General features: G+C 54.8%; 21 protein-coding genes and 1 tRNA gene. 4 read left to right on the top strand and 18 right to left on the bottom strand.

The features are described 5' to 3' along the window. Positions 1 to 92: 92 nt before the first annotated feature. The 6 genes from MWC30_RS16790 to MWC30_RS16815 form a co-directional block, all read right to left on the bottom strand. The gene (locus MWC30_RS16790) at positions 93 to 329 is read right to left on the bottom strand and encodes a hypothetical protein (protein ID WP_244085357.1); all 237 of its coding nucleotides are present in this window, start codon (positions 327 to 329) and stop codon (positions 93 to 95) included. After that, positions 322 to 639 carry a hypothetical protein gene (locus tag MWC30_RS16795; protein ID WP_244085358.1) on the bottom strand — a complete coding sequence of 106 codons (318 nt, stop codon included), beginning with the start codon at positions 637 to 639 and terminating at the stop codon, positions 322 to 324. Before MWC30_RS16795 ends, MWC30_RS16790 begins: the two co-directional genes overlap by 8 nt. 64 nt (positions 640 to 703) lie before the next feature. Then, positions 704 to 3,784, bottom strand: a complete 3,081-nt coding sequence (locus MWC30_RS16800; RefSeq protein ID WP_244085359.1) for an SNF2-related protein — start codon at positions 3,782 to 3,784, stop codon at positions 704 to 706. Continuing rightward, complete coding sequence (locus MWC30_RS16805; protein WP_244085360.1) at positions 3,781 to 4,605, bottom strand: phospholipase D-like domain-containing protein; 825 nt, start codon at positions 4,603 to 4,605, stop codon at positions 3,781 to 3,783. The genes MWC30_RS16800 and MWC30_RS16805 overlap by 4 nt, the downstream gene beginning before the upstream one ends. 435 nt (positions 4,606 to 5,040) lie before the next feature. Further along, the gene (locus tag MWC30_RS16810; protein ID WP_244085361.1) at positions 5,041 to 5,313 is read right to left on the bottom strand and encodes a hypothetical protein; all 273 of its coding nucleotides are present in this window, start codon (positions 5,311 to 5,313) and stop codon (positions 5,041 to 5,043) included. Positions 5,314 to 5,789: 476 nt separating this feature from the next. Beyond that, positions 5,790 to 5,876: transfer RNA gene (locus MWC30_RS16815), tRNA-Leu, on the bottom strand. 98 nt (positions 5,877 to 5,974) lie between these two features. Here MWC30_RS16815 and MWC30_RS16820 point away from each other — a divergent pair. Continuing rightward, a complete protein-coding gene (locus tag MWC30_RS16820; RefSeq protein ID WP_244085362.1) occupies positions 5,975 to 6,922 on the top strand; it encodes a bifunctional riboflavin kinase/FAD synthetase in 948 nt (315 codons plus the stop codon). A 271-nt stretch (positions 6,923 to 7,193) separates the two neighbouring features. On the opposite strand, the gene hflX is transcribed toward MWC30_RS16820, so the two are convergent. The 9 genes from hflX to MWC30_RS16865 all read right to left on the bottom strand — a co-directional run bounded on the left by hflX (position 7,194) and on the right by MWC30_RS16865 (position 16,354). Next, the gene (gene hflX, locus MWC30_RS16825; protein ID WP_244085363.1) at positions 7,194 to 8,846 is read right to left on the bottom strand and encodes a GTPase HflX; all 1,653 of its coding nucleotides are present in this window, start codon (positions 8,844 to 8,846) and stop codon (positions 7,194 to 7,196) included. 112 nt (positions 8,847 to 8,958) lie between these two features. Next, positions 8,959 to 10,272, bottom strand: coding sequence for a phenylacetate--CoA ligase family protein (locus MWC30_RS16830; protein WP_244085364.1), 1,314 nt, complete (start codon positions 10,270 to 10,272; stop codon positions 8,959 to 8,961). 259 nt (positions 10,273 to 10,531) lie between these two features. Beyond that, positions 10,532 to 11,890, bottom strand: a complete 1,359-nt coding sequence (gene dnaB, locus MWC30_RS16835) for a replicative DNA helicase (RefSeq protein WP_244085365.1) — start codon at positions 11,888 to 11,890, stop codon at positions 10,532 to 10,534. A gap of 4 nt (positions 11,891 to 11,894) precedes the next feature. Then, on the bottom strand, positions 11,895 to 12,341 hold the full coding sequence (rplI, locus tag MWC30_RS16840; protein WP_244085366.1) for a 50S ribosomal protein L9: 447 nt from the start codon (positions 12,339 to 12,341) through the stop codon (positions 11,895 to 11,897). A gap of 98 nt (positions 12,342 to 12,439) precedes the next feature. Beyond that, the gene (locus MWC30_RS16845; RefSeq protein WP_256461270.1) at positions 12,440 to 13,420 is read right to left on the bottom strand and encodes a YybS family protein; all 981 of its coding nucleotides are present in this window, start codon (positions 13,418 to 13,420) and stop codon (positions 12,440 to 12,442) included. A 33-nt stretch (positions 13,421 to 13,453) separates the two neighbouring features. After that, positions 13,454 to 13,699: a 30S ribosomal protein S18 gene (rpsR, locus tag MWC30_RS16850; RefSeq protein WP_244085368.1), complete on the bottom strand. Its 246-nt coding sequence runs from the start codon at positions 13,697 to 13,699 to the stop codon at positions 13,454 to 13,456. 61 nt (positions 13,700 to 13,760) lie between these two features. Next, positions 13,761 to 14,204, bottom strand: a complete 444-nt coding sequence (gene rpsF / locus MWC30_RS16855) for a 30S ribosomal protein S6 (RefSeq protein ID WP_244085369.1) — start codon at positions 14,202 to 14,204, stop codon at positions 13,761 to 13,763. A 182-nt stretch (positions 14,205 to 14,386) separates the two neighbouring features. Further along, positions 14,387 to 14,719, bottom strand: coding sequence for a septum formation initiator family protein (locus tag MWC30_RS16860; protein WP_244085370.1), 333 nt, complete (start codon positions 14,717 to 14,719; stop codon positions 14,387 to 14,389). Between the two features lie 51 nt (positions 14,720 to 14,770). Next, positions 14,771 to 16,354, bottom strand: coding sequence for an ASKHA domain-containing protein (locus MWC30_RS16865; RefSeq protein ID WP_244085371.1), 1,584 nt, complete (start codon positions 16,352 to 16,354; stop codon positions 14,771 to 14,773). Between the two features lie 492 nt (positions 16,355 to 16,846). Between MWC30_RS16865 and MWC30_RS16870 the strand changes: the two genes are divergently transcribed. Both MWC30_RS16870 and MWC30_RS16875 read left to right on the top strand, forming a co-directional pair. Beyond that, on the top strand, positions 16,847 to 17,095 hold the full coding sequence (locus tag MWC30_RS16870) for a KH domain-containing protein (protein WP_244085372.1): 249 nt from the start codon (positions 16,847 to 16,849) through the stop codon (positions 17,093 to 17,095). 353 nt (positions 17,096 to 17,448) lie between these two features. Then, complete coding sequence (locus MWC30_RS16875; RefSeq protein WP_244085373.1) at positions 17,449 to 18,444, top strand: glycosyltransferase family 9 protein; 996 nt, start codon at positions 17,449 to 17,451, stop codon at positions 18,442 to 18,444. Between the two features lie 49 nt (positions 18,445 to 18,493). On the opposite strand, the gene MWC30_RS16880 is transcribed toward MWC30_RS16875, so the two are convergent. Both MWC30_RS16880 and MWC30_RS16885 read right to left on the bottom strand, forming a co-directional pair. Then, entirely contained in the window at positions 18,494 to 20,137 is a 1,644-nt protein-coding gene (locus MWC30_RS16880; RefSeq protein ID WP_244085374.1) for an acyl-CoA synthetase, read from the bottom strand. Between the two features lie 340 nt (positions 20,138 to 20,477). After that, positions 20,478 to 21,086 carry a CBS domain-containing protein gene (locus MWC30_RS16885; RefSeq protein WP_244085375.1) on the bottom strand — a complete coding sequence of 203 codons (609 nt, stop codon included), beginning with the start codon at positions 21,084 to 21,086 and terminating at the stop codon, positions 20,478 to 20,480. Between the two features lie 441 nt (positions 21,087 to 21,527). Here MWC30_RS16885 and MWC30_RS16890 point away from each other — a divergent pair, with 441 nt between their 5' ends. Further along, positions 21,528 to 21,815: an antibiotic biosynthesis monooxygenase gene (locus MWC30_RS16890; protein WP_244085376.1), complete on the top strand. Its 288-nt coding sequence runs from the start codon at positions 21,528 to 21,530 to the stop codon at positions 21,813 to 21,815. A gap of 109 nt (positions 21,816 to 21,924) precedes the next feature. Here the strand turns inward: MWC30_RS16890 and MWC30_RS16895 are convergent, their stop codons facing one another. After that, the gene (locus MWC30_RS16895; protein WP_244085377.1) at positions 21,925 to 24,078 is read right to left on the bottom strand and encodes a bifunctional (p)ppGpp synthetase/guanosine-3',5'-bis(diphosphate) 3'-pyrophosphohydrolase; all 2,154 of its coding nucleotides are present in this window, start codon (positions 24,076 to 24,078) and stop codon (positions 21,925 to 21,927) included. Positions 24,079 to 24,233 lie beyond the last annotated feature (155 nt).

Raw genomic sequence — 24,233 nt, forward strand, 5'->3', positions numbered from 1 at the left:
CCACTTTTTTCCCTTTTCTGCCAGAAAACCCTCTTACTTCTGGCACAGAGAGACCATGCGACAGTCCCCCTATCCAGGTAAATCCGCATCCACTATAGCTCTCGGATTTCAATTCCGAGAAACCTCCCAAAGATACGCTGCCCCAGGCTGATCAAGGCGAAGTTGCATTTCTGCTTTGTCGAGTTTGCATACACCTGAATGAACATCGTATCGTCAATAATCATCCGGAATCGCAGGGCATTATCTGTTCGGTCCAGGTCGACGATGCTCCGGATAAACGCATGCACATGGAGAATCGATTGAGCTTCCTGCAGCAGGTCGTCAAGCATCGGGTTTTTCTCCGAGAAGCTCATTGAGTCCTCGTTTCATGCTCTCTATTCCATCAACGGCCATCTCCCATTCGTCCGAATCCGATTCTACCTCCCAGGCAAAACCCTTCTTTTTTACGGTTTCATTGCGCTCGAACTCATCGAAGCTCATGCCGTACTTCTTCCTGAAGAGCCTGTCGATATGCTCATATCTGGTCAATCTCCGCCGGTACTCGGACTCGAGCACTTCTCGGATCTTTTCCTCGGTCTTTACACCGTGAAGGCCAAGGTATTTGAAATGCTTAATGATCTGTTCGGAAATTGCTTCCATGGCATTCCTTCCTCTCGTTTTATTGCCTTAAGTGGAAAAGTGGAGCAACAGCACCTCAGAGCCTTCAAGCTGTCGACACAATCACCATATTGAGAGGTTCGGGTGCGGGGAAAGCGCCCAATCGCATATTCTCAACCTCGGTGCGGCGTTCCAGCATACGGTGCTGGTGCATCTTGAGTTGGTTCTCGAGTTTTGTTCGCTGCCCCTTGGTCGCGGGATCTTCGAACATTCTCATCTGGCCCCCACGGATTTCGAGCAACCGTTTCTGGAGGTGCTCCATGATGCCTTTATCAAACCGCTCGAGGTCGTCCAGGAGAATCGCGATTTCTTCGTCTCTCTTTTTCTCTACACGCTGGTAGTACTCCTGATATTGAGCGCGGGTATAGTTTTCGGCGCAATCCCTGAGATCAGCGATCTTCTCCCTGACAAGATCCAAGGTGGTCAGGTTGGGCTCACATTTTGGAACGCTCGGCCCGAGGAAGAGTTTTCGTCCCAACTCTGGATGAATCTGTCCCTCAATATCTACAAACACAGGTTCCAGTTCTTCGCGGATGACCCTTCCCACACGATCTTCGAAGCGCAGGAGGTAGTTCAAGATCACTCCCGGCAGCCCCACATAATCCGCGACCAAGCAGGTCAGCTTACTGCCCAGTTCTGCTGCCTTTGTTTCGCGGCAGTAGTGCACCATACGATCGAGCAACGGGTGTCCAAAGGCAAGAAAGTCGGGTTCGTGACCACGGGGCCAATCGCGGGTTGCTATGGAGCGTTGAAATGTGATGCGGGAATAAATCCTGGAGATCTTGTCGTCCTGGATGACTGAGGGGACCAGCAGTCGGTATACCTCTTTATGTTTAGTGGGGTGCAATTTGGTCCCGTCACGTTCACTGGAACCGGGATCGCCATAGACACGAAGAAAAGTCTCTACAAAGGCTTGGACATCCACGTACTGGGGGATAGCCTCCTGCGAGTCTTTGATGGATCCCTCTGCAGCCAGAATATCTTCCCGTGTAAACTGACGACAACCAGAAAGAAACTGCGTCTCGCGTAGCTTTGCCGCCATATCCTCCATCTTTTTGAGCTCTTGTTCCGCAATGGAGCTTACATCCTCTTCACCGAGGGATCGATCCAAAACACGAAGAATGAGATCGTCCAGAGAGACCCTTTCCAGTACGCCCAAAACTTCAGCCATGTTGCCGAGCTGCTTCCGAATGATTTCGATCTTTTCCTGCAAACGCTTAAAAATCTCGGCCTCTTTGGAACCCTTGATCAAAAGGTTGTAGATGCTTGCGATGCGCTTCTGACCATATCGGTGAATACGGCCAATTCTCTGTTCAAGCCGATTGGGGTTCCAGGGGAGCTCATAGTTTACCAGAATATGGCAGTAGCGCTGGAGGTTGAGGCCTTCAGATGCAGCGTCAGTTGCCAAAAGAATTCGTGTGTCGGGATCGTTGAAGCGGCTTTCAGCATAAAGCTTGGAGTCCACTTCCTGTTCATTCTCTCCCAGAGGCATACCTCCGTGGATGACCACAATACTGTCCTTCCCGAGGAACCATAGCTTTTCGATCTTGGACTTGAGGTATTCCAGCGTATCCCGGTACTCCGTGAAAATGATGACCTTCTCTTGAGGGTCGCGGGCGAAGAGCTCTTTCAGGAACTCCTTGAGCCATTCCAGTTTGCTGTCCTGCTCACTGCCAATAAGTATTTCCGCCTGTTCCAGGAGGCTTCGAAGAGTTTTGACTTCGTTCGTACGTTCCGCATACATACCCTCGACCCGGCGGGTCTCAATATATCTCTCCACGAGCTCACGATCTTCGTCTTCGAGGAAAGTGCCTTTCTCGTAATCCTTCACAAGATTGTTGATCTGGCGAATGTTGGTCCCGTTGATTTTTGTAACGGTCCTGGCTTCAACAATGCTGCCTATGCGACGCTTAAGGGTTTCTCTAAGAGCATAGAGGCTCGAAACCATGCGTTTCTGCACCAAGGTGAACAGAAATTTTCCGATGTTTCGCTCTGTAGCACTGATTTTTCGTTTTCGTGTCAGCTGCGCCCAACCTGAAGCCGTGTACTCCGATACCGTGTCGTAGATCTCTTGTTCTGCCTCGCTGAATTCGATCTCGATAGGATGAGGCTCACGATCCTTGAACTTCTTTATGAGCTGGCCGCCAGAGAGCTCATAGATTGTCTCCTTGCCTCTTCGGATCATGACCTTATCCACTCTCTCCAGAGCATCGCTTCGGTCCAAGTCCTCGGGAGTGGCAAACATAAATGGATCCAGTAAATGGAGGAGGTTGAAAAAATGCTCCGTATTGCCCGAATGAGGAGTGGCAGTGAGCAAGAGCAAGCTGTCTGTCTTCTCCTGAATGGCGGTGCCGAATTCAGCCCGATTGGAGTCGGTGGAAACGTAGTGGGCCTCGTCGATGATCACCAGGTCCCATTGTTTTTCTACCTTCATCAATTGATCGAAAATCAGATTTGTATTTCGCCGGGATGCTCCAGTGCCGTCATACTGTGGCTTCACCCAGTCAATGGAGGTAATGATAGAATTCTTGGCGAGCCAAGGGTTTAGATTCTCATCGACCAGTTCCTGAATGCCCTCCATCTTACGGCTGTTATAGATGTAGAAAGTCCTCAGGAAATGCCGCTGCATTTCCTTTTTCCATTGATCCTGAAGGGAGGCAGGGACGACAATCAGTATCCTGTTGCCGCGCTGTCGGGCGGTGAGCTCCTGCATGATGAGTCCCGCTTCGATGGTTTTTCCCAAGCCAACATCGTCTGCAATGAGATGGCGCTGCCGAAGGGATTCCATGACCTTCTTGACCGCAAGGAGCTGGTATGGCTCAGGGATCATCTTGGAATTACTAATGCTGAGCAGCTTATCGTACTCATAAACGAGAGAAAGCCGGGTAGCGTTTGTGTACAGGCGGTAATGATCGATGTGATCGATGCGGCCTTCCGCAAGATGATCGAATGCGGAGCCTACCGGCTCAACCGGCGTCAAAGGATAGAGGAAGGAACGGGGTTTTCCTTCGGCTTCGGGATAGAGTCGAAGTGTCCACGTACCATCCTTATTCTCATCGATTTTGCCTACTTCCCATATTTGGTTACGGCATCGAACCTTGTTGCCGACCAGAAAAGGACACGTCATGGTTTCTGTCTCCTCTTAAGGCTCCGAGCGATCCATGCGGAAAGCCGCGGGTCCAAGCTGAAGCCGCAATCCGGTGCAGGGCACGCTACGCGCATGAACGGCCCTCGGCGGAGTTCCATTGGCGTCATGCAATTGGGACAAGGAAGCACTAGCTCCTGCCGCAGCTCGCCATTTGAATGGGCATCGTCGGAACTCACTGGCGACTCGCCCATCGTGGTGCCTGAGCATTGCGGGGCTCGAACGCATATCCACAATCCAGCATCCGCGAACCAACTCATCGAATTTCCGCATAGAGGACAGGCATGCCCTGCCGCCAATTGTGCAGTGCTATCTTGAAGGAAATCTTCTTTTGACAAGCCATTCGATGCATCCGTCTTCATTTTATGTGGGTCGATAGAAAGGGACGTCACAATCTCCGCAACAAGATCCTCTGATTCCAAACGGAGCATGGATTCCCTGGTATCGTAATGTGAAAGAATATTGAGACTCCCGTGCCAGAGTACTTCTTCATCTATGATGGCTAATTTCTCATGCATGCCCACACGTGTATGAAACCATACTCCCAGCCTTTTCAATTGAGAAACGATTTCGTCGTATGATCCCTGTAGCCATTCGGGCTGTTCGCTTTGAGGCTTGGCAAAGACATGCATCTCGACGCTTCTCATCCTCAGGGAATTAAAGACCGGTGCATAGTAAGCCGCCCTATTCTTGGACAGAAAAGGTGAAAAAACTACAATGGACCTTTCTGCGTCCGAGAGATCGTCCCGAAAGGCGTGCGCGAAATGTTCATCGGAAAAATGTTTGATTGACTTGATTAGCATGGCGATTCCTTGATGGGTTGCTCTTAATGTCAAAGCCACCTAAATAGACTTCATGTTGCAGGCTGGTTTGGCTTTTGGAGGCAGATGGAGCTTAAGTCAAGAGCCGAGTTTTCAGGCGTTGTTGACATCTGTAGGCGCGCAAGCACTATCATGTTTGAGGACAAGCCAATTCTTGCCGCGTTTCAGAGACTGAGGGATGCACTCGGGCTTTGAGGAGAGATGGCACTGGAGGTCGGTGAGGGCAAATCACACCTAGCCATTGGTTGGCCCCTGTAACTCGTCGGCGTTGTCCATTTCGGTCTGCGCATAGCGGTGGCGGTTTCGTAGATCGTAGTCTATAAGGTCCGAAAGGTGTCTTTGACGGTGTTGGCCTTGCGTTCGAAAAACAATAGCGTGCCTCAAATTTGAGCATGCTTTCTTTGACCATTCGACGCATCAAATCCGAGGCGTCGACCACGTGGCCCCGATCCGGAAGCGGCCTTCGAAGCGGTCGCTATCGAAGCTCCGTGGTCGGCCTTCTTCTATGAGATCAAGTCGCGGCTCGTCATGTCGATGGAAAAGCTCGTTGGCGACCCTGCCGGTGGGCGTTTTGTAGGTAAGATCCAAAGCTTCAGAGGCAAACCATTGTACGCTGACAACCGCAATGAGGCAGACCGGAAGGATGCCTCGTTGCGGTGCATTGGGTTGAAGTTCTTCGCGTCGAATCAATGGATTCCTTGGTTGGGGGAGCACGAGTTTTAATCGTCACGGGTGAAGTAGCGTCCAGAGTCTGTCCACACGGCAGTTTCGTCCGTCGGAAAAAAACGAGAATGTCATCAGTGCGTCAATATGCGTTTTTTGGGCTTTGCCTACAAGAGCAAAGACTCGAGACGAGCATAACATGTGAGACATATGGCAACGTTGCTGGAATCCAAGTGCCCTCTTCCCCAATAGGTCGGATTTTCTGAGAGGAAAAAATAGATTTTCTCACACACGTGGAGGTTGAAAGTCGCTTTCCCGAACCCGATTTTAATGCTTATGCGGAAGATGAAGATGCATGGTGCAAGAAAACGAAACGAACTCATTCACTCAAAACGGTAATGCGCACCATGAGCTTCAGGCGACATGCGTGCACACTATATGCACACTCTGGTCTACGAAACAAAAAAGGGGTCACACTCACCCGTGTAACCCCTTGATTTTTCTGGTGCCGAAGCGGGGACTCGAACCCCGACAGGCGTACGCCCACTAGACCCTGAACCTAGCGCGTCTACCAGTTCCGCCACTTCGGCAAATAAAAGCGTTGCATTCAAGATTTGCGTACAGTATGTTAATTTTTTTTGTCTGTCAAGGTCTATTTTACTCGCTGTCGGAGGTCGAAGAGTTCTCTATGGATGTTTTTGTAGGCATAGATAACATTTCCAATTCTTTAAAGAATCCAGTTATAACCATCGGCAATTTCGATGGAGTGCACTACGGTCACCAAATCCTTTTTCAACAGGTCAAAGATTGGGCGCATGAAATTCAAGGGCAATCGGTGGTCATGACCTTCAACCCTCATCCCCTGGAGGTCCTCTTTCCCGGCAAAGGTCCCGCCTGCATCACTCCTCATGAACAGAAGCTGGAATTGATCGCCGCATACGGCATCGATGTGACCATCGTTATCCCCTTCGATAAAGACTTCGCCAAGATTTCAGCACACGATTTCGTCACCAGGCTGTTGGTCGAGAAGATCGGAGTCAAAGCGGTAGTAGTGGGGTACGATTATCGCTTCGGCCGGAATCGTCAGGGAGATATCGATTTCCTTCAAAAAATGGGAGAGCAGTACGGCTTTGAGGTCAGGACCCTCTCGGGCATTCGCATGGCGAAGACCGTCGTGAGCAGTACGGCCATCCGCCAGCTCATCAAGGATGGCAATATCCGGGAAGTGAACCGCCTGCTCGGCCACCCTTATGAGATTTCCGGCACGGTGGTGACAGGCCGGCAAAGGGGAGGACACCTCCTGGGGTTTCCCACGGCGAACATCAAAATGTCCTGCCAGGCCCCCCCAAGACCCGGCGTTTATGTCGCTCAGGCCATCGTGGACGGCACGACTTACGGCGGAGCCGTCAACCTGGGCTACAACCCCACCTTCGGTGACACCCCCTTCACCCTGGAAGTACACATTCTCGATTTCAACGAAGACATCTATGGAAAGACGGTCACTGTGCGCTTCTTCGATCGCCTGCGTGATGAGATGCGTTTTTCAGGCATCGACGAGCTCCGGGAGCAAATCAGCAGGGATGTGCTAAAGACGCGGGAAATGTTGAAGCACTTCCCCGTTGCCGCCGCTCACTGACGGAAGCGGCGCGCAGCAATGAAATTGTTTTAAAAATTAGTAGTTTACAATTGTCACTCCAGAGCATCGCTCAGCACAACTCTATGGATTAGAATGTCTACGACTCGAGCCGTCATTCCGGCAGCGGTTAGCCGGGATCCACAGAAAAAACTGGATGCCGGCCTAAAAACCGCCGGCATGACGTGGGGCGAAATGGACATCATACTCTGCGGACGTGCATTAAGCCTAAGTATCTGTTATTGCTAAAAGCTAATCACTAAAAGCTGAACGGTCACGAAAGATCCGCTTCCTCGGAATTCTCATCCTCCCCGATTTCATCCGTCTCCGCCTCCTCTTCTGCTCCTTCTTCATCGGGAGCGGTGAGAGCCGAGGGCCAGCCCTCACCCATGAGGGCTTCCACCCGGTCCTGCAGGGCCAGGATGAGAGGCTCCAGGGTATGGGTGGAGAGGGCCGAAATGGCCACGCCTTCGTGGCGATGCAACTGAAGGGCCAGGTATTCCGGTTCGACCCGGTCCATCTTGTTGAACACCAGGAGGGTCGGCTTCCCGTCCAGCTCCAGCTGCCTCAGAATCCTTCCCACGGCGGCCATCTGTTCTTCGAAACGATCATTGCTGATATCCACCACGTGCAGGAGCAGATCGGCGTCATTCAGCTCCTCGAGGGTGGCTCCGAAAGCATCCATGAGATCCTGGGGGAGGTCCCGTATGAAGCCGACGGTGTCCGTGATGATGACCTCGATCTCCCTGGGAAAGCGGAGCCGCCTGCTGGTGGGATCGAGAGTCGCGAACAGCTTGTTTTCCACGAAAACGCCGCTCTGGGTGAGGGTATTGAGGAGGGTGGATTTACCGGCATTGGTGTAGCCGACGATGGAAATGATGGGAGCTTCCTTGCGGAGCCTTCTGGAGTGCCGCTGGGTTCTGTTCTTCCGCACGGTCTGCAGCTGGTTTTCCAGGTGGGCGATGCGGTCTTTGATGCGCCGCCGGTTGATTTCCAGCTTGGTTTCCCCCGGCCCCCGCGCGCCGATTCCGCCCGTCAGTCGTGAAAGGGCATCGTCTTTCATGCCCAACCGCGGCAGGAGATACTTGAGCTGGGCCATCTCCACCTGGATTTTGCCTTCGCGGCTCTGGGCCCTCTGGGCAAAAATATCCAGGATGAGCTGGGTCCGATCGATGACACGCAGCTCCGTCGTGTCGGTAATGGAACGGACCTGAGACGGATTGAGCTCCTGGTCGAAAATCAGCAGGTCCACGCCACGCTGGAGCGCATTGAGTGCAATTTCGCTCAGTTTGCCCTTTCCAATAAGATACTTGGGATTGATCTCCCTCTGCCGCTGAATGATGGTTTCCGCCGCCTCGATTCCCCCGGCGTGGGCCAGCTCCACCAGCTCGTCCATGGACGCCTGCGCCTCTTCCCTGCCGGCGCTCGTGACGCTCACGAGCAGGGCGCGCTCTTCTTCCATGCCGGCGCGAATGGCAGGACGATTCCGCTCCAGTTCTTCTTCCAGAGACTGCACCAGCTGCTGGAAATCCAGGGCATCGGCATCATGGCAGGGCAGGAGCGGGAGCACCTCCCACCCCGGCTGATCCTCGCCACCGGCCGGGAGGATGTGGGCCACTTCCAGGTCGGTGGCCCCGCCGTGGGAATCCACCCGAATGGAGGCCATGCAGTCCAGGCGCAGGAAAACCAGGTCCATGAGATCGTCCTGGGAAACCGGCTCCCCCTGGAGATGAGTGTGCACCAGCCGGAGTCCGCGCAGGCGTCCCCTTCCTCCACGGCTCTTGGGGAGGTCCGGGATGAAAAGGGAACGAGGCCCTCCCACGAGAATCATCTCCACCACCCCGTCTCGTCCTACCAGGAGCCCCAGTTGACGGCCGCTCTCAAAAGAGAGATGCGCCAGGTCGCGGGCGAGGTCCGTGGAAATCACCTGGCGCGCGGGAACCTTACGCCGGTGGAGCTTTTCGATACGCTGGCGGACACTGCTTTTAAGGCCGGAAACATGGCCCAGGAGTCTATTGATGAGAACCCTCCCCTCGCATCTATTTCTTGCGCTCGTCGATCAGGCGGATGGCCTTCCCCTCGCTCTTGGGAAGGCTGTTGGGCTCCACCAGCTCCACCATGGGGGTCACCAGCAATTCACCTCTCAGCTCATGAGCGATCTTCTTCTGAATGCGCTGCAGCTGCCGCATGTCTTCCACGAAGATCCTGTCGTTGACCTCCACCCGGACGATCATGGTGTCAATGCTGTTTTCCTCGCGCAGGACGATGACATAATTGTTTCCCACCTCGGAAATGTTCATGAGGACCTGCTCCACCTGCACGGGAAAAATATTGACCCCCTTGATGATGAACATGTCGTCGGATCTGCCCTGCATGCGGTCCAGGCGCCGATGCACACGCCCGCAGGGGCAGTCACCGGGGATGATGCGTGTGAGATCCTTGGTGCGGTAGCGAATGATGGGCATGCCTTCCCGCTTGATACTCGTCAGCACCAGCTCGCCATACACGCCGTCGGGGACGGGCTCCAGCGTCCGCGGATCGATGATCTCCACCAGGTAGGCATCTTCCCAGACATGCATGCCTGTCTGCTCCGGACACTCGAAAGCCACTCCCGGACCATTCAGCTCGGACAGCCCATAGCTGTTGAAAACACGGATCCCGTAGAAATCCTCGATGCGCCGCCGCACCTCTTCGGAATAAGGCTCCGCCCCTACAAAGGCGAGGCGCAGCGAGAGATCCCTCCGGGGGTCGATCCCCATTTCCGTCATGATGGGCATGAGGAGGAGCGCATAGCTGGGAATGATGTGGATGACGCTGGTGGAGAAGTCCTTCATGAGCTGGATCTGCCGCTTGCTGTTGCCCGCCCCGGCAGGAATCGTCAGCATCCCCAGCCGTTCGGCCCCATAGTGGAACCCCAGTCCGCCCGTGAAGAGCCCGTATCCCGTGAGATTCTGAAAGGTATCCCCCGGACGGGCTCCAGCCATGTACATGCATCGGGCAAGAAGATCGGCCCAGGTTTCCAGATCGGCCCGCGTGTAAAAGATAGCCGTGGCCTGTCCCGTCGTTCCGGAAGACACGTGCAGACGCACCAGCTCGTCCTTGGAAACAGAGAGGAAGCCGTAGGGATATTCGTTGCGCAGGTCGGCCTTGGTCGTAAAGGGCAACTTCCGGATATCGCTGACGCTCTGGAGAGAGGAGAGATGCTCCGAAACATCCCCCAGCTTCTTCTTGTAAAAAGGAGAGAGCGATGCATGCTGTACGGTCTGTTTCAGGCGCTCCAATTGAAGGGCATCCAGTTCGGATCGAGACAAAGCCTCGACCGAGGCATCCCAGTATGAATTAGTTTTCGTCATGATTGGCTCTTGATAGAACTCATGGCTGCAAATCGCCGTCTCACGGCTGAGGAGGCATCAAAGCGCAGCTCAACCCCGGCATATTCGAGCACATGGCTTTGGTCTGAAGATTAAGTAGAGTACGCCTCCCGACCGATGAAACGGGCGCATCGACCCAGGAGGATGACAAAAAAGCGAAGGGGATGGCAGGAACGGAGGCTCCAGCCGGCGGGAAAGCGCCGTGGAGAGCCGTCGTCGCTGCGCCGCACGCAGGCATTCATCAGCTGCGAACCGACACGTCACCCCCATACGCCAGATTTTCGAAGCGGGTGTATGAGTTGATGAAAGCGAGCTTCACATCACCCGTCGGACCATTTCGCTGCTTGCCGACAATGATTTCTGCAATGCCCTTTTCCGCCGTGGTGGGATTGTACACCTCATCCCGATAGATGAAGGCGATGACATCGGCGTCCTGCTCGATGGCCCCCGATTCGCGCAGGTCGCTCAACATGGGGCGTTTGTTGTTGCGCTCCTCCACCTTTCGATTGAGCTGAGAAAGGGCGATGACCGGGATGTTCAATTCCTTGGCGAGGCTTTTCAGCGCTCTGGAGATATCGGAGATCTCCTGCTCCCGACGCTCGGAACTTTCCCTCCCGCGCATGAGCTGCAGGTAGTCCACAATGACCATCCCCAGCCCCTTGTCGAGCTTCATCCGCCGGGCCTTGGCACGCAATTCCAGCGTGGAAATGGCCGGAGTGTCGTCAATATAGATGGGGGTTTCCATGAAGGCTCCCGCGGCGGAAAGCATCTTGGCGCATTCCTGCTGGCTCAGAAATCCCGTGCGGATCTTGTGGGAATCCACGCGCGCCTCGGCGCAAAGCAGCCTCATGGCCAGCTGCTCCTTGCTCATTTCAAGGGAAAAGACTCCCACGGGCACGCCACTCTGGAGAGCCGCGTTCCGGGCGAGATTGAGGGCAAAAGCCGTTTTCCCCATACTGGGGCGGGCAGCGATGATGATGAGATCCGAGGGCTGAAATCCCGCCGTCAGCTTATCGAGGTCCGCAAAATGACTGGGTACCCCCGTGACCATGTCGCGATATTCCTGGAATCGCTCGATGGCTTCAATGCTCTTCTTGACGATTTCCTTCAGTGACGAGTAATTGTTGCGGATGCGATTCTCGGTGATGGCAAAGATGGCGGCTTCGGCATGATCGAGGATTTCTTCGATCTGCTTTCCACCTCCATAGCACAGAGAGCTGATTTCGTTGGCGGCCTGAATGAGACGGCGCAGGAGCGCCTTGTCATTGACGATCTTGGCGTAGATGCCCACGTTGCTGGCGGAGGGCACCGTGTCCACAAGGGACGCCAGATAGGGGGCCCCCCCAACGGAATCCAGCTGCTGCTTTTCCGCAAGCAATGAAACCACCGTCACGAGATCGATGGGCTCATTGCGTTCGAAGAGCTCCTGAATCGCCTGAAAGATGATTCGGTGCGCCTCCCGGTAGAACTCGTCCCCTCTCAGGATCTCCAGCGCCGAAGCCAATCCTTCATTATCAATTAAAATTCCCCCTAGCAGGGATTGTTCCGCTTCCATCTGCTGAGGGGGAATTTTTTTGAGCTCTTCGACTATACCGTCCAAGGGGCTACTCTTCCTTTTCGACCACCACGCTCACGTTCGCTGTAACATCGGCATCGACGCGAATGGGCACCGAAAACTCTCCCAGCTGCTTGATGGGCTGATCCAGCTGAACACTCTTGCGGGCCAGGTCAAACCCCTTTTCTTCCAGCATTCCCACGATATCCACGGCCGTCACCGACCCGTACAGTTTGTCTTCTTCCACGACTTTGCGCCGCAGCGTGAGCTTGACCTGGTTCAGCTTCCCAGCCAGGGAAAGCATTTCCTGGCGAACCTGCTCCCGCTTCTGAGCCAGCATGCGCTTCCGGTGCTCCAGCTCCCGCACGTTCCTGCCGGTGGCTTCCAGGGCCAGTCCCTGGGGGTACAGATAATTGCGGGCATATCCAGGGGCGACGTTCACCACCTGTCCGATTTGACCCAGCGATAAAATGTTTTCCGTCAAAATCACTTTCATGCCTGTCTCCTTGGTTGAACGCTCTTAAAACTATTTCATAACCCGCATCTCTCGCTGGCTACCCGCACGGCAAAAGGCATTCGATCCGGGGCAGCGCATCACGGGGAGGTTGCGGAGGGTTTTCTGGGAAAACGTCGAAAATCGATCCATACATCGGCCAGCCCCAGGAGGATCATTCCGAGGGTGGCCGGCATCTGCAACAGGCAAAAGCCGTAAAGAACGGCTCTCAAGATGCGGGGCAGGCGCCATCGCTCAAAGTAATGGGAGGTCACGGCCAGCCCCTGAAACAGATAAACGGTCCCAAGCACCATGCTGACATTCATCCCCAGCAGAGACAGGGTGCGTACCGGGAGCAGGATCATGAACCCCGCTGCAATCACACCCCACACCAGCATTTCGGGGGCCTTCCATGCGGTCCATCTCTCCCAGAGGGGCATGGGCAGGCCATGCAACCGGCAGTATCGCAGTGCAACAAAGAGATTGAGCCAGCACACCACCAGGATACTGGATGCCGCAACCCCCGGCATGAGACGCACGGCCGTAGGAACGAAATCCAGCAAAGACTGTTCCAGGATGCGCGTCTCAGGGGAAGAGGCTGCGTATTGCTGAAGCACGGCGGAAATGGTCTGCCCGAGGGATTCCTCCATGTGTCGGACAAGTCCTCCCTCGATCTCCATTGAAATCAGCCAGAAGGCCACTGTCCCCAAGCCAAAGAGAAAAATGCCGGCCAGCGCCACCGTTTTCTCCACCGACCAGCGACTCCGCATGCCCCAGCCCATCACCAGCCCCACTCCCAGCAGGCCCACGAAGAAAGGAGCCGCCTCGACCATGCTCAACAGGGACAGAGCCAGGAAGCCCACAACGGCGGCAATGCCAGGGACCCAGAAGCCCCAGGGGCTTCCCCAGCGATAGAGGAACAGGACCGTTGGCATGGGAGTAAAAATACCGAAAAAAGTCCCTGCCAGAGGAATCACCAACATGGAAGCAAAGAAGATGAGCGTCGCTATAACACCCAGAGCTAGCTCTCGTCTCCATGCAGGAGAACCCGAATATGGCGATCTGTTATCGCTGGGGGCCATGGGATTTTTCAGAAGGGGCCGGGGCCCCCTCTCCTAAACGGTATGGATCGTCGTGTAGGGCAGCAAAGCAATCTGCCGGGCGCGTTTGACGGCAAGGGTCATTTTACGCTGGTGCTTTGCACAGTTGCCTGAAATCCGGCGAGGAACAATCTTGCCCCGCTCGGTGACAAAATAACGCAGAGTTTTGGAATCTTTGTAATCTATCTTCAGTTCGGCATCCACACAAAAACGGCAGACCTTGCGCCGATGAAATGTACGTCTCTTACGTCGAAAAGCCATGATCTCTATCCCCTTATCGTCAAGAAGTTTTCAAAAGAACAGGGTATCCGAGGAGGATGTCCTATTCTTCCTCACTCTCGTGCTCTTCTTCCCCTTCAAACTCTTCCTCAACTTCCCCTTCGGCGAGGGCTCGCCTGCCGGAGCCTTCAGCCTCTTCATCCTCACCGAAAACGGGAGGCGTCACGACCGCACGAGGCTCTTCCTTGTCCGGGTCGAAGCGATCGTCCAGCTTCACGGTGATGAACTTGAGGAAACGCTCGTCCAAACGCATGTTGCGTTCGAGCTCGGCAACCATCTCAGGTCCCCCTGCATATTCCATCAGGATATAGAGACCTCTCGTCCTCTTCTTCACCGGGTACGCCAGTTTTTTCTTGCCCCAGGGAACGTAGGTCAGCACCATGCCGCCGAGGGAGCTGACGATATTTTTCACCTTGTCGTCCACCACGGCGGTCACTTCGTCCGGCAAATCCGGATCGACAATAAAAAACGTTTCATACTTTCTCATCTAAATCATCCTCCTTCTGGGTATGAAGCCCCTTCCGATCCACGGATTGGAGCAAGGAGCTTGCTTCACGCGAACTTTGTCAGCTACCATATTCCCGGAAAGAGCGTCAAGGAGTTTTTTCTCGGTGGGGAAGTCTTGTGGGAATGGGATCTGTGGAGACATACGCCGGGGCAAAGAGCGGCTCATTCTGCGGGAGTTTTGCTGGAGGGAGTCACGAATTCCAGCACCAGCTCGTTTTCCTTCACCCATCCCAACTGCTGCCGCACCAGCCGCTCCTGAGCATGGACATCTTTTTTCAAGCTCTGAATTTTACTATAAAATCTATGATTTTTCTTTTTGAGATCCACAATTTTTTGCTCGAGCTCATCAACCTGCCGGCTTTGCTGCCGATATCCCAGAATGCCCTGGGATGAAAAAAAAAGCCCATAGAGGAGCAACAGGTTGAGCAGCAGAAAGAACACCGTCAGGAGCCGAAGGACGAGCATTCCGTCCAGGGGCTTGCGGGGCTTTGCCACCGGTGGCTCATTGCGCCGGTTGGAAGAATTCCTTTGAGTCATCACGATGCGCTACCCCAAAGCCCTCTCGGAAATTTCCACCGAAGGAAACAATCTCGGATCCGTATGAGGGAGAAAGAGTGCACCCCTGAACTCGTTCATGAGCTCCATATTCACATTGAGCTCTATGTACGTGATCTGGTCACAGATGGTTTCGACGTCCCGGAGTAGAGACCGATCCAGGAGCACCATGGCGGCTCCCCGGCCCGCGGTGTTTCCCAACCCCTCGTACGTTTCCAGGGGGAGATCCGGAATCATGCCGATGCGGATGGCCATGGCCGGATCAATGTTATTCCCGAATGTCCCGGCAACATAGAATTTTTTGACGTCTTTGAACTGAAGGCCCACTTTGTTGAGGATGACTGTGAGGATCGTGTACATGGCCGCCTTGGACTTGAGAAATATCCCCACATCGATCTCGGTGATGAGCAGGTCCTCTCCGTCAGCGGTTTCTTTGGCCCAGGCCAGCACAAAAGCCGGCCCGTCAGGAGTGGAGACAATCCGTGGAGATTCCAGTTTCGTGTTGATCTTTCCCTGGATGGTAAGAATCCCCGCCTGGAACATTTCCGCCACCGTGTCTATGACTCCCGAGCCGCAGATCCCCACGGGCTTTTCGTCACCCAGTACGTGATAGGAAGGTTCCAGAGTGGCGGGGTCAATCCTCACCCGATCGATGGCACCCGGAGCGGCCATCATCCCCCGCTCCATAACTCCTCCCTCCAGGGCGGGCCCCGCAGCCCCGGCACAGGCAATGAGCCAGTCCCGATTGCCCAGAACGACTTCGGCATTGGTCCCCACATCCACCAGGAGACCCATTTCCTCGGAGCGGTGAAACCCGGCAGCCAGGATTCCCGCAGTCAGGTCCCCACCGAAGTAGGCCCCAACGTTGGGAAAGACATACACCAACGCTTCGGGATGGATCCTCAGCCCCATTTCCCGCCCATGGGTAAAGGGAAACCGGTTCATGGCCGGAATATAGGGCTCACGGCATATGTGGGAAGGGTCCAGCCCCAGGAAGAAGTGGCTCATGGCGGTATTGCCCGCCACTGCCAGGGCGTAGACCTGATCCTCCCTATAACCCATCTGGTCCAGCATGCTCCCCATGACCTGATTGAAACTTTCCAGGAGCAGGCTCTGGAGCTTCCGGATGCTCTCGTCTTCCCTGGCGTAAAGGATGCGCGTGAGGATGTCCTCCCCGATGGGAATCTGTGGATTGGCCACGGACGTATGAGCAAGGATTTCCCTCCTTGCCAGGTCCACCAGGTAAAAGGCCAGGCTGGTGGTTCCGAGATCTACCGCAAAGCCCAGAACAGGCGGCTTTTCGGGAGGGTCCGGTTGAACCTCCAGCAGCTCCCAGTGGCAGGAGGCATACCCAACGATCGCCGTCACCCGGTACTTTCCCTCCCGGAGTCTCCGCATCCAATGATTGATCCTGGCCGGGTTGACATGGATAGGCGTATACCCCCGCTGCTTGAGGGCTCGGATCAATCGATCGAGGTCTCCCGTATTGTCGTTTAGATGAGGGGGAACGAGCTCCAGGTGAGGGGCTTCCACCAGAGGGAGGGATTTCAGCCAGGGGGGTAAAAAAGATGACATCCGTTCGTTCAGTCCTTTCAGTTTCTGTGGGGCTCGGCCGGCAAGGCAAAGTATGCATGCCGATAGCAAATAATCCTATCCGAATTGAACTATAAGTTAGCCAATAGATTGAGAAAAGAAAAGTCTTTTTTCTCTGCCTTCCTGGAGCGCCATGCCATATGCAACATATTATTTTTTCTAATATTTCAGCTTGACACGGTTCGGGCTTTTTCGTAATGTCTCCGAGGTCAAGGATGACGACGAATTCCAGTCCGGCTGCAAACATCGGCCCCATTCGCTTGGTGAACTATACGGAATACACTGCGGTTTTTGGATAGAAGCCTCATTTTTGCCATGGTATCTGATGCTCCCCGACGGCTGCCTGTTTCGGCTCCCTCCGGAACGGCGGCATCTCCTTCGGCGACTGAAGCTAAAGAGCAAGATCCATCTAGAGCATCGACCTTCAATGTTCCTTTTGAACGACGACTCAATCTGTTGGAGTAGGAATGACCTATGGAAGAAGACATCCAGATCAAAGAATTGGTGGAAGTGATCGCTCGCGCTCTGGCCGAATACCCCGATGAGGTAGTTGTGAAAGAAATTTGCGGGCAGCAGATCTCCGTCATCGAGCTCCGCGCAGCCAAGGTGGATTTGGGGAAGATCATCGGAAAGGAAGGCCGCAATGCCCACGCGCTGCGCACACTGGTGAATGCCGCCGCCACCAAGCTGCGTAAACGGGCTGTCCTGGAAATCCTCGAGTAAAATGAAAAGCCAACCTTGAGGCCTGGGGAGCCACCGAAAGTCATGAGTGCCTCGCAAGACCCACCGAACGTCTCCACCCCTGGGGGGGAAGATCGTCCCCCGTGCTACGGAGATGCCGACACCGTCTGCCCACGGGATGAGGACGGTGTCATGCAGCCACGAGCCGCCTGCCTTTCCTGCGGCGTCTTGAAAACATGCCTGCAAAAGGCCTTGCGTGCACAGGGCCTCATCAGGGAGCCGATCCTCGAATCTCCCGTTGTTTCAAAGGCGTCCCAATTTCTCAAACGATGGTCCGACAGGAAGCTGATGCACAAACATTCCGGAAACGCATGACCTTACTGCAGTCGTGATCCATGCGAAGGCTCATCATCCTCCACCAGGGCGCTCTCGGAGATTTTCTGCTCACGATCCCCGTTCTAGAAGGGATCTACCAATGTCAGCCGGATCTTTTCATGGACTTTTGGTCCAGGCGGGAACATGTCGCCCTCATTGCCTCCAGACCGTGGGTCCACACAGCCTCCTCCTGCGAAGGTCCGGAGCTCCTTCCCTTTTTTCATGATGATCTGTGGCCGGAAGCGCCCCTTCCCCCCTTTTTCCAGGATGCCCACGCCATGGTGGTTTTCGGTCAGGCACGCAGCAGGATTCTTGCCGGCCGACTGTCCCATCGCGTCCCTTACCCCGTAAACTGGATTCAGTCCTTTCCCGATGCCGCAGAACAGCCACGCGCCGTCTCCCGCTTTTTGCGAGAGCAATTCGTGGCCCTCGGCTGGCCCGTGAAAGAAGTATCCGTCCACATTGAGCCTTCCCACGAAGAGCGCGCAGCAGCACGAGCATTTTTGTCATTTCACGGATGGTCGCCGAAACAGAAACCCGTGCTCCTGCACCCAGGAAGCGGCGGGAGAAGAAAAATCTGGCCTCTCCGCAACTGGTGGTCTCTTCTGCACTGGCTCCGCAGCCATCATGACGGCCCCATCCTCTTGAGCCGGGGTCCGGCGGATGAAGCCCTGGAAGGATTTGCCACTGAAGCGGCCGGCAGGCTGGGAATCCTTTGCCTGGAAGACCTGCCGCTCAACCGCCTCAGTGCATTTTTGAGTGAATGCCGTTTTTACATGGGAAACGATTCAGGAGTCAGCCACCTCGCGGCCGCCACCGGAATCCCCTGTCTCATCGTGTTCGGTCCCACCAATCCATCCGTCTGGGCGCCCCGGGGAGGTCACGTACACCTCTTCCAAACCCAATGGGACCCCACAGACAACCTGGCATGGTCTCCTCTGGCCTCCCTCGAACCCCTGGATCCGCTGCTGGTGAGAAACCTGGAAAAGCTCCTGATGCATACTGCGAACGGTTAAGATCTTGATCTTTGCAGGTTCAAGAGGCATGGGTCCTTTGAAGAGGTGCTCACAAAGACAGCAATTTTCTCCTCAGCAGCTTGCCGGTGGGAGTCCTCGGCAGGCGGTCCACGAATTGGAATATTCTCGGCAGTTTATAAACGGCGATGTATCCTCTCAGAAAATGCTTCAATTCTTCGGCAAGAGCCTCGCTGCCCTCGTATCCAGCTCTGAGTACAACAACCGCCTTGGTCACCTGCCCCTTATCGGGGTCGGGCACCCCCACAACCCCTACATCCACGACAGCCGGATGCCGAGCCAACGCTTCTTCCACTTCCGCCGGCCCGATGCGGTACCCGGAGCTCTTGATCATATCGTCTTCCCGGGAAACGAAGAAAAGGTTGCCGTCCTCGTTCATGGTGACGGCATCCCCCATTTGATTCCAGCCGTCCACAACCCCCCTCTCCTGAGACATGAGGAGCCGCCCGTCATCCTCATAGGGCTTCCAGTAAAGGGTTCCCGAAGGCCCTTTGAGGATCATGCTGCCGACTTCTCCGGGCTTGCAGTCATGTCCTTCAGAATCGATCACCCTGACGTAGACCCCCGGCAGAGGCTTTCCAAAAGAATTGAGAACGGGTTCGGGGTTCATGGTGTTGGAAGTCACCAGGTGGAGCATTTCGGTCCCCCCCAAACCTTCCCAAATGGGCTTTCCCGTAAGCTCCTGCCACCTGCGCAGCGTGTCGGCACCCAGCGCATCCCCGCCGGAAGTGTAGAGGCGCACGGAACTGAGATCGTATTCCTTAAAGGCAGGATATTTCATCAAGGCTCGGTAACCGGTGGGCAAGCCCGTGACCACAGTGATCCCGTGTTTGGGAATCAGTTCCATCATTTCAGGGGGGGAGAACTTGGGAATCAGGGATACGGCCGCACCCCCGTCGAAGGGCAACAGGGTGAAAGTTCCAAAACCGGCGGCAAAGGAAACAGGAGCGGCTCCCCCCAACACATCCCCCGGCTTCAGTTTGTACACATACTTGTTCACTACTTTGGCCTCGATGATGGTGGGCCGCACAAAGTGAACACAGCCCTTGGGCATCCCCGTCGTCCCCGAAGTGTAGAGAATGATACCGATGTCTTCCGGACCGAGCATCACCGCGTCCAAGGCCGGGCTGCCGCCTTCCATCATTTCCTCGAACAGCAGGTTTCCGGCCGCCCGAACCTCGTGGGGTTCCCCTCCGATCACCACCACTCGGGTCCCAAACGTGAACTGGGCTTTGGCTTTTTCCACGGCATCCATGAGGGGAGCGTTGACAATCAAATACTTCATTTCCGCATTGTTGGCGACAAAAACGACTTCTTCCACCGACCAGAGGGGTGAGGTGGGGACAGGAATGGCCCCAATCTTTTCGATGGCAAAGATGGTGATGAGTGCCTGAGGCGTATTGGCGAGGCGAATCCCCACACGATCCTGGGATTCCACTCCGGCGTTCCGAAGGGCATTGCCGAACCTGTTCGCCATTGCCTGCAATTCAGCATAGGTGAAAGACTTGTCCATGAATTTGACGGCGATATTCCCTCCCCTGCCTTCGCGGACATGACGATCCAGCAAATAATCAGCGAGGTTGAGCTGCGGGGGAATGTCTGAAAATTCTTCCGGGATTACGTATTCCGGCCAAAACTCTCTGGGTGGCAAATAACTCTCGGGTATCTTACCCATCTCAACGCCCTCTTTGCATTTAGGTCTTTATTTTGGCTGACTATACACATGGAGAAATCTGAAACCGGACGAGGAAGAGACGGTGAGCGGCCGGAGTTCGAATGTGAAAGGACTGATCAGGAGAGTACCGGGAGCACACGGAAAAGCATCGGAAAGGGATCGAAGCCGGGAGGGTTTGCAGTAAATGCTTCGAAGTGTAGACAGGACAACGAAAAAGTTCTTGCCTGCTTCGCATAAAGCTCGGCCTCCAAAGAGCGTCCCCTTGAGCACGATTCGCTATTCTCAGACAACGAAAACGAATGCCACAGGAAACGGAAGGACCGGCAGGGATGATCCTGCCTTAGAGATTGGAGGAGACGATTTCCAACCCCTTCTCTTTCAGATGGACCAGGATGGGGCCCAAATCGCATTTCTTCAGACGGATGGAATAGACGTTTTCCTGTCCCGCCATCTTGGGCTGATGATAGATGCTGATGACTTCGACATCATGGTGTTCAAGCACCCCGACAATCGCCGACAGGACCGATTTGTCGGACGCCCCCTTCACATCCACTCTCGAGGAATAAGGCAGCAGGCCCATCATGGTGATGAATGCCGACAGGATGTCCACGACGGTAATGATCCCCACCAGCTTCCCATCTTCAACGACCGGCAACCCTCCGATGCGCCTCTCCAGAATGACATGAGCGGCGTCTTCCAGAGGCATGTCCGGATTGGCCGCATAGGGCTTTCGGATCATCACGTCTTCAAGGTTGAGCTCTTCCAGCATGGAAGCGATCAGGACTCCTCGCAAATCAGCGTCCGTCACCCATCCGATGAGATGGTTCTCCCCATCCACCACGGGCAAATGGCGAATGGAGCCCTTCTTCATGAGAGCCAATGCTTCCTGGATGGAAGCACCCTTATTGATGGTCACCACTTTTGTGGTCATCCAATGGCGCACGATCACTTGAATAATCCTCACTCTGAACGAAAAAGGCGGGCAGACAAAAAACTTCAACAATTTAGTCAGTAATTGCAAGAACTTCGATATGATTACCCGCCCAAGCTAAGCGATAATCCGCAAAAATGCAAGAAAAAATTCCAGCAGCAGGACGCCCCCCTTTCTGTGCTCCCATCCCCATGCCGTGCCCTATAGACATTGGTTTCCCTTCCTTCCCTCCATCCCTCCATGCCCATGTGTGACTCCCTTTCATTTCACGAGATTTCTTTCCAATTGACGGAGTCCTAAGCTCATGCTAACAGTTTCGCAGGCGTCCATTATGCTGTTATTCATGCTGAAATGCCGGAAGCGGCCCGATGGAGGCCTCCCTTGGCCCAGGGATACCGGCAAGGGCGACCTCGCATTACATGCAATGAACGTAACTTCAGAGATGGATGGAGGTGGATCATGGCTGTGCGGGTACTGATCGAAAGAGTGATTGATCTGGGACAGGAAGCAAAACTGAGCCGACTGCTCACGCAACTGCGCAGCAAGGCCTTGGAAGCGAAGGGTTACATTTCAGGGGAGACCCTCCGCGCCTGGGACAATCCCAACAAGTTTCTCGTCATCAGCACATGGAACAGCTTCGAAGAATGGAAGGCCTGGCAGAACCACCCAGAGCGCAAGAAGTTCGAGGCAGAGGTGAGCAAGCTCCTGCGAAGTCCGGAGACGGCGACCGTTTACACGCAAATCTGATGAACTCCCCCCGAGACATGAACCACTCTGAGCGACAGCGGTTCAATTCAACCCTCAATCGCGGCAGGAAGGCCATCTCCTGCCGCGGGCAAAAACCTTTTATTCCACTTTATTCCATATTTCGCTGCACGCGATAAACACCCTTTTCACCCCTCAGGGTGGACATGACTCGCTGCAGATGCTGGGTATCCTTCACCTCGATCCTCATTCGACAGACGCTGTTGTCTTTTCCCTGAGAATCGACCTGCAGGTCCAGAACGCGGACATCCAGCTGCCCCAAAATGCCGTTGAGGGTAGCCAGCATGCCTTTGTTCCCGGAATAAATCACTCTGATGTCAACAGGATAGACCTTCCCATCCCCGGAATCCCACTGCACGTCGATTTTCCTTTCCGCATCGCCGCGCACGATGTTCCTGCAGGAAAGTCGGTGCACCGTAATGCCGCGTCCCCGCGTGATGTAGCCCACGATGGGCTCTCCGGGCACAGGGTTGCAGCAATGGGCCATGCGGAGCATGACATCGTCTATGCCGTGGACCTTGATGCCGTCATCCTGGGCAGTGGGTTTGCGCTTTTCCAGCGCCAGGGACTCTTCCTTCTTTTCGACCTCCTGTTCCTGTATCACCGAAGGGAGTCTCCCGATCATCTGCACCGGAGAGATTTTGCTGTATCCCACGTTAGCCAAGAGATCATCCACCGTCTTCAGAGAAAAGGCCCTGGCAACCTCCAGCAATTCCTGTGAGTTGATATAATTATTAAAATTCAAACCCTTTTTGCGGAATTCACGTTCGCAGATTTCTCTTCCCAGAGCCACCGATCGTTCCCGCTCTTCCGCTTTGATCCAATGGCGAATGCGCTGGACCGCCTTGGATGTCTTGACGATTTTGAGCCAGTCCTTGCTCGGGTGATGATTGGGCGCCGTCAGGACCTCCACCGTATCCCCATTTTGAAGCTCGTAGCGCAAGGGTACGATTTTACCGTTGACCCTCGCTCCCACACAGCGATGCCCGACCTCCGAATGCACGTCATAGGCAAAATCGAGGGGAGTTGCACCCCGCGGAAAAGACTTGACCTCCCGTCGGGGCGTAAAGACATAAACCTCGTTGGGGTATAACTCCGCCTTGTCTTCCAGGGCGACAGTCCGAGGGTCCCGCCAATCCCCGTTCCATTCCAGCAGCTCCCGAAGCCAGGAAAACCGCTGCGTCTCTTCTTCCGTCGCTTTCTTTTCCGAATCTCCCCGCTGTTTGTAGAGCCAATGGGCGGCGATTCCCTCGTTGGCAATCCGGTCCATCTCTGCCGTACGGATCTGGACCTCCATTTTTTCGCCATGAGGGCCGATCACCGTCGTGTGGAGGGATTGATACATGTTGGATTTGGGCTTCACGATATAATCTTTGAATCGGCCCGGAACAGGCTCCCACAGGGTGTGTACGAGGGCCAGGGCTTCGTAGCAGGCTTTCAAGGAATCGACGATGATTCGGAAGGCGATGACATCGTAAATGCGCTGGAGGTCGAGATTCTGCCGCTTCATCTTGAGATAAATGCTGTAGAGATGCTTGGATCTCCCGCTGACACGCCCCTGGAGATCGTGGTCCTGCATCTGGGCCATGAGAATGCCCTTCACTTCTTCGATGTATCGCCGCCGGTCTTCCTCGGTCCTGGCCAGGCCCTGAAAGATTTCGCCGTATTCCTCGGGCTCCAGGCATTTGAAGGCCAGATTTTCCAGCTCCAGCTTGATCCAGTCTATCCCCAGGCGTGCCGCCAAGGGAGAATATATGTCGAGGGTTTCCCGGGAGAGATTCTGCTGGGCCTTGGAACAGCGGTGCTGAAAGCTGCGCATGTCATGCAGCCGATCGGCCAGCTTGACCAGAACCACGCGCACATCGGGCGAGAGGGCCAGGATCATTTTGCGCACGTATTCCGCCTGCTGTTCTTTCCCGGTGCTGAAATCGAGCCGAGTGACCTTGGCCACCCCCTCCACCACGCGGGCCACGCCGGGGCCAAATTCTTCGCGGATCTCCTCCAGATCCACCAGTCCCTCTTCCAGTGCATCGTGAAGCAAGCCGGCAACGATGCTTTCCTCATCCAACCGCATCGTCGCAAGTATTCCCGCGACGTCCAGGGGGTGATCCAGGTAGGGCTCTCCGGCCAGGCGCGTCTTGCCGCGATAGACTTTGCCCGCAAAGACGTAGGCCTTTTCGAGGAGTAAAATGTCCGCCTTGGGATAATAGCTCAGCACACTGTCGACAATTTCAAAGAATCTCACGATCTTCTTCCAACTCAGTGACTGTCTGAAAATTCGTTTGCTCGTCATTCCGGCAGTCTTTGAACCGGAATGACGAAAGTGGGTTAAGTCAGCCCCACAAAAGTCAACACCATTGCCCTCCTGCCGGGCCAGTTGAGACCAGGGAAACTCCAAGG

The sequence above is a fragment of the Desulforhabdus sp. TSK genome, assembly GCF_022836495.1.
Lineage (GTDB): Bacteria > Desulfobacterota > Syntrophobacteria > Syntrophobacterales > Syntrophobacteraceae > Desulforhabdus.